This window comes from Streptomyces tuirus (assembly GCF_014701095.1).
Lineage (GTDB): Bacteria > Actinomycetota > Actinomycetes > Streptomycetales > Streptomycetaceae > Streptomyces > Streptomyces tuirus.
Genome location: NZ_AP023439.1, coordinates 3,514,461 through 3,532,495, shown reverse-complemented (window position 1 = coordinate 3,532,495; position 18,035 = coordinate 3,514,461). Strand labels below are relative to the sequence as shown.

Annotated in this window: 10 protein-coding genes, 3 rRNA genes and 1 pseudogene; 6 read left to right on the top strand and 8 right to left on the bottom strand. The window is 66.5% G+C overall.

Annotated elements, in window-relative coordinates:
- Window positions 1-90: 90 nt before the first annotated feature.
- The gene (locus tag IGS69_RS16165; protein WP_190900453.1) at window positions 91-1,758 is read left to right on the top strand and encodes an ATP-binding SpoIIE family protein phosphatase; all 1,668 of its coding nucleotides are present in this window, start codon (window positions 91-93) and stop codon (window positions 1,756-1,758) included.
- Between the two features lie 40 nt (window positions 1,759-1,798).
- On the opposite strand, the gene IGS69_RS16160 is transcribed toward IGS69_RS16165, so the two are convergent.
- Window positions 1,799-3,064, bottom strand: coding sequence for an MFS transporter (locus IGS69_RS16160; RefSeq protein ID WP_190904516.1), 1,266 nt, complete (start codon window positions 3,062-3,064; stop codon window positions 1,799-1,801).
- Window positions 3,065-3,186: 122 nt separating this feature from the next.
- Between IGS69_RS16160 and IGS69_RS16155 the strand changes: the two genes are divergently transcribed.
- The 4 genes from IGS69_RS16155 (at window position 3,187) to rrf (ending at window position 9,546) form a co-directional block, all read left to right on the top strand.
- A complete protein-coding gene (locus IGS69_RS16155; protein ID WP_190900451.1) occupies window positions 3,187-3,735 on the top strand; it encodes a MarR family winged helix-turn-helix transcriptional regulator in 549 nt (182 codons plus the stop codon).
- A 662-nt stretch (window positions 3,736-4,397) separates the two neighbouring features.
- Window positions 4,398-5,923: ribosomal RNA gene (locus IGS69_RS16150) — 16S ribosomal RNA — on the top strand.
- Window positions 5,924-6,236: 313 nt separating this feature from the next.
- Window positions 6,237-9,357, top strand: a 23S ribosomal RNA gene (locus IGS69_RS16145).
- 72 nt (window positions 9,358-9,429) lie between these two features.
- A 5S ribosomal RNA gene (gene rrf / locus IGS69_RS16140) occupies window positions 9,430-9,546 on the top strand.
- The 16S, 23S and 5S rRNA genes sit together here, the layout of an rRNA operon.
- A 71-nt stretch (window positions 9,547-9,617) precedes the next feature.
- Here the strand turns inward: rrf and IGS69_RS34625 are convergent.
- Window positions 9,618-9,719, bottom strand: a pseudogene (locus IGS69_RS34625) (DNA-binding response regulator); the annotation flags it as partial.
- A gap of 230 nt (window positions 9,720-9,949) precedes the next feature.
- Between IGS69_RS34625 and IGS69_RS16135 the strand changes: the two are divergent.
- Window positions 9,950-10,492 carry a GNAT family N-acetyltransferase gene (locus IGS69_RS16135; protein WP_190900449.1) on the top strand — a complete coding sequence of 181 codons (543 nt, stop codon included), beginning with the start codon at window positions 9,950-9,952 and terminating at the stop codon, window positions 10,490-10,492.
- 23 nt (window positions 10,493-10,515) lie between these two features.
- On the opposite strand, the gene IGS69_RS16130 is transcribed toward IGS69_RS16135, so the two are convergent.
- From IGS69_RS16130 to IGS69_RS16105, 6 genes are all read right to left on the bottom strand, one after another.
- On the bottom strand, window positions 10,516-12,108 hold the full coding sequence (locus tag IGS69_RS16130) for a type IV secretory system conjugative DNA transfer family protein (protein ID WP_190900447.1): 1,593 nt from the start codon (window positions 12,106-12,108) through the stop codon (window positions 10,516-10,518).
- A gap of 16 nt (window positions 12,109-12,124) precedes the next feature.
- Window positions 12,125-13,534 (bottom strand): ATP-binding protein, encoded by a 1,410-nt coding sequence (locus tag IGS69_RS16125; RefSeq protein WP_190900445.1) that lies wholly within the window; start codon window positions 13,532-13,534, stop codon window positions 12,125-12,127.
- Window positions 13,535-13,540: 6 nt separating this feature from the next.
- The gene (locus IGS69_RS16120) at window positions 13,541-15,097 is read right to left on the bottom strand and encodes an SCO6880 family protein (RefSeq protein ID WP_190900443.1); all 1,557 of its coding nucleotides are present in this window, start codon (window positions 15,095-15,097) and stop codon (window positions 13,541-13,543) included.
- Window positions 15,094-16,425 carry a hypothetical protein gene (locus tag IGS69_RS16115; protein ID WP_190900441.1) on the bottom strand — a complete coding sequence of 444 codons (1,332 nt, stop codon included), beginning with the start codon at window positions 16,423-16,425 and terminating at the stop codon, window positions 15,094-15,096. Before IGS69_RS16115 ends, IGS69_RS16120 begins: the two co-directional genes overlap by 4 nt.
- Window positions 16,415-17,242 (bottom strand): hypothetical protein, encoded by an 828-nt coding sequence (locus IGS69_RS16110; protein WP_190900439.1) that lies wholly within the window; start codon window positions 17,240-17,242, stop codon window positions 16,415-16,417. The genes IGS69_RS16115 and IGS69_RS16110 overlap by 11 nt, the downstream gene beginning before the upstream one ends.
- A gap of 208 nt (window positions 17,243-17,450) precedes the next feature.
- Window positions 17,451-17,759 carry a hypothetical protein gene (locus IGS69_RS16105; RefSeq protein ID WP_003991275.1) on the bottom strand — a complete coding sequence of 103 codons (309 nt, stop codon included), beginning with the start codon at window positions 17,757-17,759 and terminating at the stop codon, window positions 17,451-17,453.
- Window positions 17,760-18,035 lie beyond the last annotated feature (276 nt).

Below are 18,035 nucleotides of genomic sequence, written 5' to 3'. Positions count from 1 at the left end.
GGGCATGCCACCGCTCGCCCCGGTGCGGGCCCTCCGGGGCCCCGGCCGGTTCCGGTGCCGGCCGCCGACCACTACACGAGGCAAGGATTCGTGAACTTCACGCGCTGGAGCGCCCGGCTCCCCGGAACGCAGCGCCGCGCCGCAGCGCGGACCGAGCAGACGGCCTCCCCGGACCGGCGGGGGGAAAGCTCCGTACCCGCCGCCCGTGCCGAACGACCGACCGACGAGTCACCCTCCGTACCCGCCGTCGACGAACTGCGGGTGCGTGAGGTCCTCGACCGCGTCCCCTCCCTCGTCGCCCTGGTCCACGGCGCCGACCACCGCATCGCCTACGTCAATGACGCCTACACGACCGCCTTCGGCGTACGCCCCCTGGGCGAACGCGCCCGCGAGGCGCTCCCCGAGCTGGACGCCCTCGGCCTGTTCCCCCTCCTGGACCAGGTCCAGCGCAGCGGCAAGCCGCGCACGGTCAAGTCCCGCAAGGCCCCCGACGGCCGCTCCTACTCGTTCACCTGCACCCCGGTCGCCCAGGGCGACGGCAAGGGCGGCAGCGACGGCCGCGGAGTCCTCGTCTTCGCCACTGACGTCACCGACCACGCCGAAGCCGCCGAACGCCTGCGCGCCAGCGAACGCCGCCAGCGCGAAACGGCCGTCACCCTCCAGCGCTCCCTGCTCCCCCAGGAGCTCGAACAGCCGGACGACCTGCGCATCGCCGCCACCTACCACCCCGGCGGCACCGAAGCCGCGGTCGGCGGCGACTGGTACGACGTCATCACCCTGGGCGGCGGCCGCACGGCCCTGGTCATCGGCGACGTCATGGGCCGGGGCGTGCGCGCCGCCGCGGTCATGGGCCAGCTCCGCACGGCGGTCCGCGCCTACGCCCGCCTCGACCTCCCCCCGCACGAGGTCCTCCAGCTCTTGGACGGCCTGGCCGCCGAGATCGACGCCAACCAGATCGCCACGTGCGCGTACGCCATCCACGACCCCAACGAGGGCAAGCTGATCTACTCCTCGGCGGGCCACCTCCCGATCCTCGTCCGCGACGAGAACGGCACGGTCCTGCGCGCCGACGAACCCACCGGCCCTCCGCTCGGCACCGGCGGCTGGATGCACGCCTCGGGCTCGGTCCCCCTCGCCCCCGGCTCCACCGCGGTCCTCTACACGGACGGCCTGGTGGAGCGCCGCGACGCGGACCTTGACGAGGGCATCGCAGCCCTGGAGCGCGCCCTGGCCGGAGCCACCGGCACACCCCAGGTCGTCTGCGACCGCCTGGTCCGCTCCGCCGGCGTGACCCCCGACCACGACGACGACGTGGCCGTCCTGGTCCTCCAGCACCCCGCCCGCACGGGTGCGGACGGCGAGCTGTTCCGCAACGCCGCCCTGGAACTCCTGGGCGGCGTGGAAGCGGCCCCCCGCGCGCGTGCCTTCGCCTCCGGCGTTCTGACCAGCTGGCGCTTCCCCGCCGACCTGCACGACCTCGGAGTCCTGGCCACCAGTGAGCTGGTCGCCAACTCCCTCCAGCACGGCACCCCGCCGATGAGACTGCGCCTGCGCCGCACGGACAGACGGCTGATCATCGAGGTCACCGACGGCGACGACCACCTGCCCAGACGCCGCCGCGCGGAACCGGGCGACGAATCGGGCCGCGGCATCGCCATCGTCGCCACGATCGCCTCGAACTGGGGCTGCCGCCGCACCCCCGGCGGCGGCAAGGCCGTCTGGTGCGAGTTCGCCCTGCCCCGCCCCCAGACGACTTAGGGCCTGCCCCGGAGGACAGGCCCTGGACGGAGAACAGGGATCAGACGTCGGCGGAAACGGGCGCCCCACCCCGCGCCACGACCCGGCTCCTGCCCAGCCACGGCTGATCCTGCGCCTCGGTCAGCTGCCGCCCCAACCGCACGGCCAGGACCGTGATCCCCAGCGAGAACACCAGGAACGCCACGATGTACGGCGCGTGCAGCGAAGCCCCCAGCGGCCCGCCCACCGCCGGCCCGACGGCCAGCGCCAGCTGCTTGACCAGCGCGAACGCGGAGTTGTACTGCCCCGCCATCCCCTCCGGCGCGAGATCCGCGACCAGCGGCGCCACGGTCGGCGACAGCATCGCCTCACCCAGCCCGAACAGCGCGTACGTCGAGACGAACGCGGCCGTCGCCATCTCCTGGCTCCCGTGCCCGAGCCCCGCGTACCCGGCGACGGCCCACGCCACGGCCCAGATCAGCCCGACAGCGGCGATCACCCGCGACCGCCGGCGCCGCTCCACGAACCGCAGCACGGCGAACTGCGCCACGACGATCATCAGCGTGTTCGCCGCCAGCGCGGTCCCCAGCACGGACGTCGAGATCCCGGCGGCCTCGACCCCGTACGCACTGAGCCCCGACTCGAACTGCCCGTAGCAGGCGAAGAACAGCACGAAGCCCAGCACGCACAGCTGCACCATGGCCCGGTTGCCCATCAGCTGCTTCCAGCTCCCCCGGCCCGCGGCCTGGGGAGCGCCCTCGATCCGCGGCGCGTGCGGCAGCCGCACGGTCACCATCACCACGACCAGCAGCAGGAACATCGCCGCCTCGATCGCGAAGAGCAGGGTGAAGGAGGCGGCACTGGTGGTGTCGACCAGATGCCCGCCGATCAGACCGCCGACGCCGAGCCCCAGGTTCTGGAGGAAGAACTGCATGGCGAAGGCACGCGACCGGGTGTCCGCCGACGAGCAGTCGACGATCATCGTCGCGAGCGCCGGCTGCATCACGGCCTGCCCGGCCCCCAGCAGGGACGCCGACACCAGCACGGCCGCCGCGCTGCTCGCGAGACCCAGACTGAGCGCGCCGACGGCGGCGGTGACCAGGGCGGCGAGCAGCACAGGCAGCGGACCCCGCCGGACGATGGCCCGCCCGGCGAAGGGCAGCACGACCAGCGCTGCCACGGCGAAGACGGCGAGTACGAGACCCGCCGTCATGGCCCCCAGCCCTCGCACCTGCGCCACATAGACGTACAGGTACGGGACCGTGAAGCCGAGCCCGAACGCGCTGAGTGCGTTACCCACGTGAATGCGGCGCATCGCTGCGCCCATCGCCCTGGTCACGTTCACCTCTCTCACAAGTTAGGAGTGAAGACTTCGAATCTAAAGTTCGAAGCTAAAGAGTACATACCCAAGGACTTCAAGGCAAAGATCAGCCGTGCGATACTGCGCACATGGGCGACACCCCCGGCCCCAGCGAGCCGACCCTCGAAGAGCAGATCGCCGCGTACCAGCGCGAGTTCCAGGACCTCGACCCCCAGGTCGAGCAGATCGTCTCGGCCCTCTCCCGCCTGAACCGCCGCATGAACGTCGCCTACAGCCGTCAGACCTCGACCCTCGGCATCAGCAACACGGAGTGGGAGGTCCTCAAGGCCCTCGTCCTCTCCGGTGCTCCCTACCGCCTGGGCCCCAGCGAACTGGCCAAGCGCCTCGGCCTCACCCCGGCCGCGATGACCCACCGGATCGACCGCATGGTCGCCGAATCTCTGGTGACCCGTGAGCGAGACGAGTCCAACCGCGTACGAGTCATCGTGGAGCTGACACCCGAGGGGCGAGAGAAGTGGCTGGAGGCGATGCGCCTGGCGTCGGTCTTCGAGGAGGACCTGCTCCAGGACCTGACCCCCGACGAGCGCACGGCGCTGGGCGAAGTGCTCACGCGTCTGCTCCGGCGGGTCGAGGACGCCCAGCCGGACGCCGGCGGACGCCTCACCGACCTGGACTGACACCGGGGCCGAAAAGATCTTGACAGGGGCCGCTTGACAGCCCCCCGGCGGATCCGTAAAGTTCTTCGGGTTGCCGCAGAGCCGTAACGGTTCTTCGACAGCACTTCCGCCGCAGCAGCGGCACCCAAACCACCAGCTCGACCTCCCGACAGGGTTGATTTCGGCACGCCCGAATTCAATTCGAATTGGGACTCGACGACCGATCGACTCCACACCGGCTTCGATTTGGGAATCGCCGAGAGGGCGCGCTAAGGTTGGGGACGTCGGAACGGCCCAACAGCCGCGAAGGCAAACCCCGCTGACTGGGGATCAGGCCCGAAAGGATCTGATAGAGTCGGAACCGCCGGAAAGGGAAACGCGAAAGCGGGAACCTGGAAAGCACCGAGGAAATCGGATCGGAAAGATCTGATAGAGTCGGAAACGCAAGACCGAAGGGAAGCCCGGAGGAAAGCCCGAGAGGGTGAGTACAAAGGAAGCGACCGTTCCTTGAGAACTCAACAGCGTGCCAAAAGTCAACGCCAGATATGTTGATACCCCGTCCATCGGACAACCGATGGTCGAGGTTCCTTTGAAGAAAACACAGCGAGGACGCTGTGAACGGTCGGGCCTATTCCGCCTGACTGTTCCGCTCTCGTGCGTGTCATCCCGATCACGGGAAAACATTCACGGAGAGTTTGATCCTGGCTCAGGACGAACGCTGGCGGCGTGCTTAACACATGCAAGTCGAACGATGAACCACTTCGGTGGGGATTAGTGGCGAACGGGTGAGTAACACGTGGGCAATCTGCCCTGCACTCTGGGACAAGCCCTGGAAACGGGGTCTAATACCGGATACTGACCATCGCAGGCATCTGTGATGGTCGAAAGCTCCGGCGGTGCAGGATGAGCCCGCGGCCTATCAGCTTGTTGGTGAGGTAATGGCTCACCAAGGCGACGACGGGTAGCCGGCCTGAGAGGGCGACCGGCCACACTGGGACTGAGACACGGCCCAGACTCCTACGGGAGGCAGCAGTGGGGAATATTGCACAATGGGCGAAAGCCTGATGCAGCGACGCCGCGTGAGGGATGACGGCCTTCGGGTTGTAAACCTCTTTCAGCAGGGAAGAAGCGAAAGTGACGGTACCTGCAGAAGAAGCGCCGGCTAACTACGTGCCAGCAGCCGCGGTAATACGTAGGGCGCGAGCGTTGTCCGGAATTATTGGGCGTAAAGAGCTCGTAGGCGGCTTGTCACGTCGGTTGTGAAAGCCCGGGGCTTAACCCCGGGTCTGCAGTCGATACGGGCAGGCTAGAGTTCGGTAGGGGAGATCGGAATTCCTGGTGTAGCGGTGAAATGCGCAGATATCAGGAGGAACACCGGTGGCGAAGGCGGATCTCTGGGCCGATACTGACGCTGAGGAGCGAAAGCGTGGGGAGCGAACAGGATTAGATACCCTGGTAGTCCACGCCGTAAACGGTGGGCACTAGGTGTGGGCAACATTCCACGTTGTCCGTGCCGCAGCTAACGCATTAAGTGCCCCGCCTGGGGAGTACGGCCGCAAGGCTAAAACTCAAAGGAATTGACGGGGGCCCGCACAAGCGGCGGAGCATGTGGCTTAATTCGACGCAACGCGAAGAACCTTACCAAGGCTTGACATACACCGGAAAACCCTGGAGACAGGGTCCCCCTTGTGGTCGGTGTACAGGTGGTGCATGGCTGTCGTCAGCTCGTGTCGTGAGATGTTGGGTTAAGTCCCGCAACGAGCGCAACCCTTGTCCCGTGTTGCCAGCAGGCCCTTGTGGTGCTGGGGACTCACGGGAGACCGCCGGGGTCAACTCGGAGGAAGGTGGGGACGACGTCAAGTCATCATGCCCCTTATGTCTTGGGCTGCACACGTGCTACAATGGCCGGTACAATGAGCTGCGATACCGCGAGGTGGAGCGAATCTCAAAAAGCCGGTCTCAGTTCGGATTGGGGTCTGCAACTCGACCCCATGAAGTCGGAGTCGCTAGTAATCGCAGATCAGCATTGCTGCGGTGAATACGTTCCCGGGCCTTGTACACACCGCCCGTCACGTCACGAAAGTCGGTAACACCCGAAGCCGGTGGCCCAACCCCTTGTGGGAGGGAGCCGTCGAAGGTGGGACTGGCGATTGGGACGAAGTCGTAACAAGGTAGCCGTACCGGAAGGTGCGGCTGGATCACCTCCTTTCTAAGGAGCACTTCTTACCGAGTCCTTCGGGATGAGGTCAGAGGCCAGCATGCGAGCGAACGTCTCGCACTGGTTGCTCATGGGTGGAACGTTGACTACTCGGCACACTTGATCGTCTTCTCCTTCTAGTACTGCTCTTCGGAGCGTGGAACGTTGAGGGAAGCGGGGAGTGTGTCGGGCACGCTGTTGGGTGTCTGAAGGTACGGCCGATTCGGCTGCCTTCAGCGCCGGCCCCGGTGAAGCATCGCGTGAGTGGTGTGTGACGGGTGGCTGGTCGTTGTTTGAGAACTGCACAGTGGACGCGAGCATCTGTGGCCAAGTTTTTAAGGGCGCACGGTGGATGCCTTGGCACCAGGAACCGATGAAGGACGTGGGAGGCCACGATAGTCCCCGGGGAGTCGTCAACCAGGCTTTGATCCGGGGGTTTCCGAATGGGGAAACCCGGCAGTCGTCATGGGCTGTCACCCATGCCTGAACACATAGGGCATGTGGAGGGAACGCGGGGAAGTGAAACATCTCAGTACCCGCAGGAAGAGAAAACAACCGTGATTCCGGGAGTAGTGGCGAGCGAAACCGGATGAGGCTAAACCGTATACGTGTGAGACCCGGCAGGGGTTGCGTATGCGGGGTTGTGGGATCTCTCTTTCACGGTCTGCCGGCCGTGGGACGAGTCAGAAACCGTTGATGTAGGCGAAGGACATGCGAAAGGTCCGGCGTAGAGGGTAAGACCCCCGTAGTCGAAACGTCAGCGGCTCGTTTGAGAGACACCCAAGTAGCACGGGGCCCGAGAAATCCCGTGTGAATCTGGCGGGACCACCCGCTAAGCCTAAATATTCCCTGGTGACCGATAGCGGATAGTACCGTGAGGGAATGGTGAAAAGTACCCCGGGAGGGGAGTGAAATAGTACCTGAAACCGTGTGCCTACAAGCCGTGGGAGCGTCGGAACAAGGCTTGCCTTGTTCTCGTGACTGCGTGCCTTTTGAAGAATGAGCCTGCGAGTTTGCGGTGTGTTGCGAGGTTAACCCGTGTGGGGAAGCCGTAGCGAAAGCGAGTCCGAATAGGGCGACTGAGTAGCACGCTCAAGACCCGAAGCGGAGTGATCTAGCCATGGGCAGGTTGAAGCGGAGGTAAGACTTCGTGGAGGACCGAACCCACCAGGGTTGAAAACCTGGGGGATGACCTGTGGTTAGGGGTGAAAGGCCAATCAAACTCCGTGATAGCTGGTTCTCCCCGAAATGCATTTAGGTGCAGCGTCGTGTGTTTCTTGCCGGAGGTAGAGCACTGGATAGGCGATGGGCCCTACCGGGTTACTGACCTTAGCCAAACTCCGAATGCCGGTAAGTGAGAGCGCGGCAGTGAGACTGTGGGGGATAAGCTCCATGGTCGAGAGGGAAACAGCCCAGAGCATCGACTAAGGCCCCTAAGCGTACGCTAAGTGGGAAAGGATGTGGAGTCGCAGAGACAACCAGGAGGTTGGCTTAGAAGCAGCCACCCTTGAAAGAGTGCGTAATAGCTCACTGGTCTAGTGATTCCGCGCCGACAATGTAGCGGGGCTCAAGCGTACCGCCGAAGTCGTGTCATTGCGATATGTACCCCCAACGGGGATCGTGATGGGTAGGGGAGCGTCGTGTGCCGGGTGAAGCAGCCGTGGAAGCGAGTTGTGGACGGTTCACGAGTGAGAATGCAGGCATGAGTAGCGATTCACACGTGAGAAACGTGTGCGCCGATTGACTAAGGGTTCCTGGGTCAAGCTGATCTGCCCAGGGTAAGTCGGGACCTAAGGCGAGGCCGACAGGCGTAGTCGATGGATAACCGGTTGATATTCCGGTACCCGCTGTGAAGCGTCAAACATCGAGCATCGTGATGCTAAGGCCGTGAAGCCGCCCCGGAGCCTTCGGGCAAAGGGGAGTGGTGGAGCCGCCGAACCAAGCGGTTAGTAGGTGAGTGATGGGGTGACGCAGGAAGGTAGTCCATCCCGGGCGGTGGTTGTCCCGGGGTAAGGGTGTAGGCCGTGCGATAGGTAAATCCGTCGCACATAAGGCTGAGACCTGATGCCGAGCCGATTGTGGTGAAGTGGATGATCCTATGCTGTCGAGAAAAGCCTCTAGCGAGTTTCATGGCGGCCCGTACCCTAAACCGACTCAGGTGGTCAGGTAGAGAATACCGAGGCGTTCGGGTGAACTATGGTTAAGGAACTCGGCAAAATGCCCCCGTAACTTCGGGAGAAGGGGGGCCACACCTGGTGATCCGTTTTGCACGGTGAGCTGGGGGTGGCCGCAGAGACCAGCGAGAAGCGACTGTTTACTAAAAACACAGGTCCGTGCGAAGCCGTAAGGCGATGTATACGGACTGACGCCTGCCCGGTGCTGGAACGTTAAGGGGACCGGTTAGCTCCATTTCGGTGGGGCGAAGCTGAGAACTTAAGCGCCAGTAAACGGCGGTGGTAACTATAACCATCCTAAGGTAGCGAAATTCCTTGTCGGGTAAGTTCCGACCTGCACGAATGGCGTAACGACTTCTCGACTGTCTCAACCATAGGCCCGGTGAAATTGCACTACGAGTAAAGATGCTCGTTTCGCGCAGCAGGACGGAAAGACCCCGGGACCTTTACTACAGTTTGATATTGGTGTTCGGTTCGGCTTGTGTAGGATAGCTGGGAGACTGTGAACTCTGGACGCCAGTTCAGGGGGAGTCGTCGTTGAAATACCAGTCTGGTCGTGCTGGATGTCTAACCTGGGTCCGTGATCCGGATCAGGGACAGTGTCTGATGGGTAGTTTAACTGGGGCGGTTGCCTCCTAAAGAGTAACGGAGGCGCCCAAAGGTTCCCTCAGCCTGGTTGGCAATCAGGTGTTGAGTGTAAGTGCACAAGGGAGCTTGACTGTGAGACCGACGGGTCGAGCAGGGACGAAAGTCGGGACTAGTGATCCGGCGGTGGCTTGTGGAAGCGCCGTCGCTCAACGGATAAAAGGTACCCCGGGGATAACAGGCTGATCTTCCCCAAGAGTCCATATCGACGGGATGGTTTGGCACCTCGATGTCGGCTCGTCGCATCCTGGGGCTGGAGTCGGTCCCAAGGGTTGGGCTGTTCGCCCATTAAAGCGGTACGCGAGCTGGGTTTAGAACGTCGTGAGACAGTTCGGTCCCTATCCGCTGTGCGCGTAGGAATATTGAGAAGGGCTGTCCCTAGTACGAGAGGACCGGGACGGACGAACCTCTGGTGTGCCAGTTGTTCTGCCAAGGGCATGGCTGGTTGGCTACGTTCGGGAGGGATAACCGCTGAAAGCATCTAAGCGGGAAGCCTGCTTCGAGATGAGTATTCCCACCTCCTTGAGAGGGTAAGGCTCCCAGTAGACGACTGGGTTGATAGGCCGGATATGGAAGCACGGTAACGTGTGGAGTTGACCGGTACTAATAGGCCGAGGGCTTGTCCTCAGTTGCTCGCGTCCACTGTGTTGGTTCTGAAACCACGAACAACCAAAGTGCCGGTTGTCAGTTTCATAGTGTTTCGGTGGTTATAGCGTAGGGGAAACGCCCGGTTACATTCCGAACCCGGAAGCTAAGCCTTACAGCGCCGATGGTACTGCAGGGGGGACCCTGTGGGAGAGTAGGACGCCGCCGAACAATTTTTGGGAAAACCCCCGCATCTTCGGATGCGGGGGTTTTCTGCGTTCAGAGCCAATTCATTGAAGGCGGGCGCCCGCGCGGAGGCCCGCGTAGGCGTATTCGTCCAGGTCGAAGGTGGTGACGATCAGGATGCGGGCGCGGTCGCCGGCGGCGGTGATGCGGCGGGTCCCAGAGGGGCTCCGGCGCCCGGTTGTCCGTCACGGGGGCCACCGTGCGGGATTCCGGTGCCGGGTGGCAGGCGTCTGCGCGGGGGCGGACGCGTCGTCCACGTGGCCGTGGCGATGGGTGGGTTCGTGTGCCGGCGGCAGGCTTCGATGCTCGCGTGTGCGGGGGTGGTGGGCGTCGGGCCGGTGGGGAAATCGGGGTGAGCGGTGTCGTACCCGGGTACTACCGTGGCCGTATGAGCTATGTGATCAGGTCCGTCCGTGCTGGTGAGTGGGTCGCGGCGAAGGAGCTGCGGCTCGCGGCGCTGCGGGATCCGGTGGCGCATCTGGCCTTCCTGGAGACGTACGAGGAGGCCGCGGCCAGACCGGACTCCTTCTGGCAGGAGCGGACCGCGGGGGCTGCCGAAGGGGCGGACAAGGCGCAGCAGATCATCGCCGAGGGGCCGGACGGGCGGTGGGTGGGGACGCTGACCGTGCTCGTGGAGGAGCCCGGGACGACCGACTGGGCCGGGTTTCCGGTGGAGCGGAAGCAGGGGCATGTGGTCGGTGTGTTCGTACGGCCCGAGGAGCGCGGGAGCGGGCTGACCGAGGTGCTGTTCGACGCGGCGCTGGAGTGGTCGTGGGCGCAGGGTCTGGAGCGGGTGCGGCTCATCGTGCACGAGGAGAACGGGCGGGCGCAGCGGTTCTACCGGCGGGTGGGGTTCCTGCCGAGTGGCGTGGTCGTGCCGTTGGGGGACGCGGGGGAGCGGGAGTTGGAGTTCGTCCTCGAGCGGGAGTAGGGGCCTCGATGGGTCTGGCCGGGTTACTGGACCGGCAGTTCGTCGTGCGGCCAGCGGGCTCGGCCCTGTTCGCGGGACCGGAGCAGGGCCAGGGTCGGCATGCCCCGGTCCGCTCCGGTGGCCAGCAGCTCCGGGAGTTGGGGAAGCGGGGCCACGGCCGCGACGTCGTCCAGGACGAGCGTCATTGGTGGGTCGAGGCGACCGGCCGATGACCGTTCGGCCATGTGCCGGCCGCGCTCGACCACGCTCGAGACGAGGGCCGTCAGGAGGGGCATGGCGCCCGGGTGTGTCCTGGGGTCCTCGATGGATTCCCCCACCACGTAAAGCGTGCCCCCTTCGTGGACGAAGGAATCCAAGGCGAGGGCATCAGTTCGGTTGGGAGTGCAGGCCTCGCGGATATTGACCGTGGAGAGGGCCGCGAGGGCGCGGGTGGTCAACTGCTGGGCCATGTCGCGGCGTTCGGGGTGGGCCGTGAGGGCACCCTCGAGTTCACCCGCGGAGCCGGGGGCGGCCTTGGGGTTGGTGCGGAGGATGCGTACGGCGTCCTGGATCTGGGTGCCCTGGGACCAGCGGTGGACGTGGCGGATGGTGCGGCCGTCGATCGCGGCGGCGTGCAGGTAGCTGCGCAGGAGTGTGGTGGCCGTGTCGGTGAGGGCCTGGTCGAGTTTGGCGGTGGGGCGTACGGGGGTGAGGAGGGCGGTGGCCCGTCGGGTTGCCGTGTCCTTGTCCTCGCAGCCGGTGGTGGGGGACCAGTGGAGGCGGGACGGGGTGTCGCAGAGGTGGGTGGGGTCGTAGAGGTGGGTGGGGCCCAGTTTGGCTCTGGCGTCCTTGGTGTCCTGCCAGAGGAGGGGGTTCGACGTGACGATGAGGGCTGGGCCTTCCGCGTCGCGTACGGCCTGGGTGGCGGTGGTCTGGCGGGTTTCCCTCGGGGCTACCAGGACCTTTTCCCAACCGCCCGTCCATGGCTGGGCGAAGAGGGACGCCGGGGTCGCGGGGACGGTCGCCGGGGCTGGGGTGGCGGTTGCCGTCGAGTGTGGGAGGTCGGCAGGGCTTGCTGGGGGGCTCGCGGGATCGGGGGCCGAGCGGCGCGGTGTCGGAACCTCGTGCTGTACGGCTGTGGATGCGGGCTCCTGTGCCGCCGGTACCTCGTGCCGCGCAGCTGTGGATGCCTGCTCCCGCGCCGCCGCCGGTACCTCGTGCGGCGTCGGTGCCGGCCGTTCCTCCGCCGCCAGGATTCTCTCCTCCCGGCGTCTGGCCCGGACCGCCCGCCATCGGGCCAGGGTGCCCATGACGAACACCGTCAGGACGACCAGGATCATCAGCTGGCCGATGAACAGGCCCCAGAAGAGGCCGTAGCCGGAGAGTTCACCGGGGGGTGTGTCGGGCCAGGCGCCGGGGATGTCGTGGGGCTGGGCGATGAGGCCGCGCATGGCGAGCGGTGTCCGGGCGAAGGTGACGCCGGAGGGCCAGGAGCCGTGGGCGAACAGGGCGGCCAGGCCCGTGGCCGTCCACGCCAGCACGGTCATGCCGAGGAGGAACGCCAGTATGCCGACCAGCAGGCCGTCGGGGATGCCTCCCTGGGCGGCCCGCCGGTCGTGACGGTCGTCCGGTCTCACGCGTCCTCCCCTGTGCCTACGCCACCGTCGATTCGGAGTCGCCCAGGTGGTGCTCCACGAAGGCCGCGGCGCGTTCCTCCGCCTCGAGTTCGGCGGCGTGCAGGGCGTCGTCCGTGAGGTCGGTGGAGGCCTCGGTCATCGCGCGGTCGGTGAAGACCAGGGGGCGTTCGGTCTCCGTGACCAGGTGTTTGACGACCTGGACGTTGCCGTTGACGTCCCAGACGGCGATGCCGGGGGTGAGCGTCGGGATGATCTCCACCGCCCAGCGGGGGAGGCCCAGGACGCGGCCCGTCGCCCTCGCCTCGTCCGCCTTCTGCGCGTAGATCGTCCTGGTCGAGGCCATCTTCAGGATGGCCGCGGCCTCCTTGGCGGCCGCGCCGTCGACGACGTCGGAGAGGTGGTGGACGACCGCCACGAAGGACAGGCCCAGGCGTCGGCCGAACTTCAGCAGGCGCTGGAACAGCTGGGCGACGAAGGGGCTGTTGATGATGTGCCAGGCCTCCTCGACCAGGAAGATGCGCTTCTTCCGGTCGGGGCGGATCCAGGTGTGCTCCAGCCACACGCCGACGATCGCCATGAGGATGGGCATGGCGATGGAGTTGCGGTCGATGTGGGACAGGTCGAAGACGATGAGCGGGGCGTCCAGGTCGATGCCGACCGTGGTGGGGCCGTCGAACATGCCGCGCAGGTCACCGTCGACCAGGCGGTCCAGGACCAGGGCGACGTCGAGGCCCCAGGCCCGTACGTCGTCTATGGCGACGTTCATCGCCTCGGCGGACTTGGGTTCGGGGTGGCGCAGCTGCTCGACGATGTCGGTCAGGACCGGCTGGCGGTCGACGATGGTCTCGTTGACGTAGGCGTGGGCGACCTTGAGGGCGAAGCCCGAGCGTTCGTCGAGGCCGTGCCCCATGGCGACCTCGATGATCGTCCGGAGCAGGGCGAGCTGGCCCGTGGTGGTGATCGCGGGGTCGAGCGGGTTGAGGCGGATTCCCATGTCCAGGGCCGCTGTCGGGTCCAGGCGGATGGGAGTTATGCCCAGCTCCTGCGCGATGAGGTTCCACTCGCCGACGCCGTCCTCGCCCTGGGCGTCCAGGACGACGACCTGGCGGTCGCGGAAGCGGAGCTGGCGCAGGACGTACGTTTTTTCCAGCGCCGACTTGCCGTTGCCGGACTCGCCGAGGACCAGCCAGTGGGGGGCGGGGAGTTGCTGGCCGTAGAGCTGGAAGGGGTCGTAGATGTAGCCCTTTCCGGAGTACACCTCGCGGCCGATGATGACGCCGGAGTCGCCGAGGCCGGGGGCGGCGGTCGGGAGGTAGACCGCCTGGGCCTGGCCCGTGGACGTGCGCACCGGGAGCCTGGTCGTCTCGACCTTCCCGAAGAGGAAGGAGGTGAAGGCGTCGGTGAGGACGGACAGCGGGTCCCGCATCAGGTCCTACCTCCGAATGCCGGTGGCGAAGGGAAGGGTGTTCACGAAGGCGCGGTGGTGCTCGCGGTCGCACCATTCCAGCTTCAGGTACGACTTTCCGGCCGAGGCCCTTATCGTCCGCTTGTCGCGGGCGAGGGAGTCGGGTGAGCGGGAGGAGACGGTGATGTAGCCGACGAGGTTGACGCCGGCGGCGCCGCTGGCGAGGTCCTCGCCGCGCTGGTCGAGGCGGGAGTGCGCGGCGATGTCGCGGGGGTCGACGGTGCGGTTCATCTTGGCGGCGCGGGACGCCTCGGCCTCGTCGTTGGTCTTCTCGGTGAGCATGCGCTCGATGGCGACCTCGGTGGGTTCGAGGTCCATGGTGACGGCGACGGTGCGGATGACGTCCGGGGTGTGGACGAGCAGCGGGGCGAGGAAGTTGACGCCGACGGGGGTCATCGGCCACTCCTTCACCCAGGCCGTGGCGTGGCACCAGGGGGCGCGGGTGGAGGACTCGCGGGTCTTGGCCTGGAGGTAGGTGGGCTCCATGGCGTCCAGTTCGGCCGGCCAGGCGTTGCGCTTGGTCATCGCCTGGATGTGGTCGATCGGGTGGTCCGGGTCGTACATGGAGTGGATCAGGGAGGACAGCCGGCTCTGGCCGAGGGGCTGGCGTACCCGGATGTCGGCTTCCTGGAGGCGCGAGCAGATGTCGGTGAGCTCGCGGGCCATGACGACGGCGAGTCCGGCGTCGCGGTCGACCTTGCCGCCGTGGGCGCGGGCGGCGCGGGCCATGGCGTTGGCCTCGGCGGCGAGGTCGCGCGTGTAGTGCATGCAGGCGACGAGGTAGGCGCGGTGCTGCTCGCTGCTGGTGGACACCATCGACTGGAGCTGGTCGTAGGACTCCTGGAGCCAGGGCAGGGCCCTTTCGTCGCCGCGGACGGCGACGTCCTTGGCGTGGGCGTCCGGGTCGGCGGGGAGGGTGCGGGCCAGCATCTGGATGCGGGTGACGAAGCCGTCGCCGTTGGCGACGTGCTTGAGCAGGGTGCCGAAGCGGTCGACGAGGGCTTCCTGGTCCTCGCTGTCGCGCAGGCCGACGCCGGGGCCCTCGATCTCGATGGCGGCGGTGACGGTCTTGCGGTCGGCGTGCAGGAGCACGGCGATCTCGTCGGGGCCGAAGGGGGCGGCCAGCCAGGTGATGCGGCCGATGCCGGGGGGCGGGCCGATCTCGACCTCGCGGCCGTCGAGCCGGGTGCCGGCCTCGATGACGGCGGAGCGGTAGGCGGTGCCCTGTTTGAGGGTCCGCTTGTAGCTGCGGTTGATCTCGAACCACTTGTAGAACGTGCGGTGCTTGTACGGCACGTAGACCGCGGACAGCGCGAGCATGGGGAAGCCGGCGAGCAGCACGATGCGCAGGCTCAGCACCGGGACGAGGAGCCCGCACATCATGCCGAGGAACGCGCCCACGACGATCAGGGCGATCTCGCCGGTCTCGCGGTTGCGGCCGATGATCGCGTTCGGCCGGGCGCGGCCGATCAGATATGTCCGGCGGGGCGTGACCGGATGGGACACGTGGGACTCGGTCGTCAACGCCCTTCACCTCCCGTGCGATTGGTACTGCTGTTGCGGGTGTTGCTGGCGTGGGGAGTGTTGACGGGGCTGCTCGAACGGGGGGCGGGTGCGGCGGAGGGGACAGATCCGCCGCCGCCGTTCGAGGTGCGCGCACTGTGCGCGGCGACTCCGCCGGAGGCGGGGTTGCTGGGGCGGGGGGCGGAGGACTGGCTGCCTCCGCCGTTGTTGTCGGCGCGGGTGCTGTGGGTCTTGATGCCCTGCGCGACGAGGGACGCCGGGGAGCTGATGACGGCGGCGGCCTTGCCTTCGGCGCCCTGCATCAGGCGGTTGTTGCGGGAGCCGGCGATCTCGTCGCCGAAGCCGGGGACGAAGCGGTAGATCATCGCGCTGGCGAAGATGGCGAGCAGGATGATGGCGAGGCCGGAGACGACGGCGGAGAAGGCGTTCGGGCCGTCGTCGGCGGAGAGTGCGCCGGCGAGGCCGAGGACGATGACGATCACCGGTTTGATGAGGATGACCGCGATCATGATGCCGGCCCAGCGGCGGACGTGGCCCCACAGGTTCTTGTCGACGAGGCCGGCGTAGACGACGGTGCCGAGGAGGGCGCCGACGTAGAGGAGCGCGGCCCTGATGACGAGCTCCAGCCAGAGGACGCCGGCGGCGAGGATGCTGACCAGGGAGACGACGATCAGCATGATCGGGCCGCCGCCGATGTCCTCGCCCTTCTTGAGGGCCTCGGAGAAGGTGCCGAAGAACGCGTCGGTCTGGTCGCCGGTGGCTTTGGCGAGGACCTCGGTGACGCCGTCGGTGGCGGAGACGACGGTGTAGAGGATCAGGGGGGTGAAGGCGGAGGCGAGGACGGTCAGCCAGAGGAAGCCGATCGCTTCGGACAGGGCGGTGGTCAGCGGGACGCCGCGGACGGCTCGTTTGGCGACGGCCAGGAGCCAGAGCAGGAGCGTGAGGATCGTCGACGCGGCGAAGACGACGGCGTACTGCTGGAGGAACTTGGGGTTGGTGAAGTCGACCTCGGCGGTCTCCTTCACGGCGTCGCTGAGCTTGTCGACGGTCCAGGAGGCGGCGTCGGCGCAGCCCTTGGCGAGGGAGGAGAGGGGGTCGAGGGTGGAGGTGGGGTCGAGGCGGGACGTTCCACCGCCGCCGCCTCCGCTGCCGGTGTCGCCTTCGCAGATTTCGCGTGCCCTGCCGGAGAGCAGGGAGCAGTTGTCGTTGCTGGGGCTGGGCGACGGTGTGGGTGCGGCTGTGGCCCGGGCGGCGAACAGGACCAGGGTGGTCTGTACGGCGGTGAGGGTTGCAGCGACCTTGACGGCGCGGCGCGGGTTACCGGGCATACGTGAACCCTCCGAACTCCTCGACGGCCTTGGAGATGTCTTCCGAGGTCGACACCTTGTTGTCGCCGTTGACCGGCGCGGGGCCGTCCTTCTGGGAGAAGCTGTCGACCTTCCAGTCGCCGTCGGTCCAGCGCAGCTGGAGGGTCATGGTGAACCAGTCGTTGGTGACCGGGTTCTGCGAGGTCTCCCCGGTCATGCCGAACACGCCCGTGCACCAGACCTCGACGGTGGCGGTGCTGCCGGAGAAGTCGGTGACCTTGGTGCCGACCGGCATGGTGCGGGAGACGTAGGTGCTGCCCTTGGGGGCTTCGCCGTTCTCGTCCAGGCCGACCTTCTCCAGGAACGTCTTGCTGTAGACCCGGTCGAGGTTTCTCTCCAGCTCGGAGACCCGGCCGGCGTCGAACACCTGACGGACGATCTCGGGTCGCCGCGCGGGCTTGAGGATGTCGGCGGAGACGAGGACGACGGCGTAGTTCGCCGCGGCGCTCTCCGCCCCCTCCTGGTCCTGGGCGAAGCCCGACGGGATGCCGGCGGCGGACTTGGACTTGACGGGGCGTTGGCCGGAGGGCGCCGTCGCCGCTGCGTCAGGCGTGCCGGAGGAGCCGTTCGTCGAAGAGGAACTGTCGCCGTCCCCCCGGTTCGCGAAGGCGATTGCTGCGATCAGGAGGACCACCACGCCGACCACGGTGACCAGGCTGCGGGAGGAGGAGCGGCGGCGGGGGTCGCCGAAGGCGTCGCCGGAGTCGGGCAGGCGGGTGCGGGTCTGGCCCGTGCCGGCGTAGCCACCGGAGGACTCGTGGTCGTCACCGAGAGTCATGCCGCGTACGCCCCCTCGACGTCGTGCGGAAACACTTCGTACCGGTCGTACTTCTCATACTCCTCGTACGACGGTAGCCGTGCTGGTTCCCGCGCGGGCGCGGTGTGGTGACTCGACATCAGGGAAACGCAACCTCAGCCGGTGGGCACGACGGGCGGGTGGGATGGAGGGGGGCCGGGCGGGCCCGGCCGGGCGAGTGGTGCCCGGGCTACACGGCCATGCCGTACACGATGGTGAACAGCGTCCCGAGTGAGCCGATGATGAAGACTCCCGTCAGGCCCGCGATGATGAGGCCCTTGCCCTGCTCCGCGCTGAAGGTGTCGCGCAGTGCGGTGGCTCCGATGCGCTGCTTGGCGGCGCCCCAGATGGCGATGCCGAGGCAGAGCAGGATGGCCACCGCCATCACGACCTCGATCATCACCTTCGCCTCGTTGCCCAGGCTGCCGAAGGGGCCCCAGTCCGGAGCGATCCCACCGATGATGGTGTTGATGTCTCCCTTGTCGGCCGCAAAGAGCATGTAAGTCACCGCCCCTGTTGGGTAGTTCCGCGCCCTCTGCGGTCGTGCAGAGGTCAGGCCTCATTCTCGCCGACAATGATGCTGTCGTATGTCGACTTGGCGTCATTGATTGGCGGGTTTCGTACGAATACCTTGCCACCGTTCCGCTCCGGTCCCTAGGGGTGCGGACGGGCGGTGTACGAAGGATCGTATGGTCACTCTGTGTATCACGGCAGGTAACCCCGGGCAATGAGGCCTGAGCGGAACCTGGGATGCGGTTCCGTCGTTGTGCCCTCT

Excerpts from the sequence above, each read along its gene's own strand:
- IGS69_RS16125 (WP_190900445.1), bottom strand. The coding sequence starts at position 13,534 with ATGCGGGACCCGCTGTCCGTCCTCACCGACGCCTTCACCTCCTTCCTC.
- IGS69_RS16105 (WP_003991275.1), bottom strand. The coding sequence starts at position 17,759 with ATGCTCTTTGCGGCCGACAAGGGAGACATCAACACCATCATCGGTGGG.
- IGS69_RS16110 (WP_190900439.1), bottom strand. The coding sequence starts at position 17,242 with ATGACTCTCGGTGACGACCACGAGTCCTCCGGTGGCTACGCCGGCACG.
- IGS69_RS16155 (WP_190900451.1), top strand. The coding sequence starts at position 3,187 with ATGGGCGACACCCCCGGCCCCAGCGAGCCGACCCTCGAAGAGCAGATC.
- IGS69_RS16135 (WP_190900449.1), top strand. The coding sequence starts at position 9,950 with ATGAGCTATGTGATCAGGTCCGTCCGTGCTGGTGAGTGGGTCGCGGCG.
- IGS69_RS16160 (WP_190904516.1), bottom strand. The coding sequence starts at position 3,064 with ATGGGCGCAGCGATGCGCCGCATTCACGTGGGTAACGCACTCAGCGCG.
- IGS69_RS16115 (WP_190900441.1), bottom strand. The coding sequence starts at position 16,425 with ATGCCCGGTAACCCGCGCCGCGCCGTCAAGGTCGCTGCAACCCTCACC.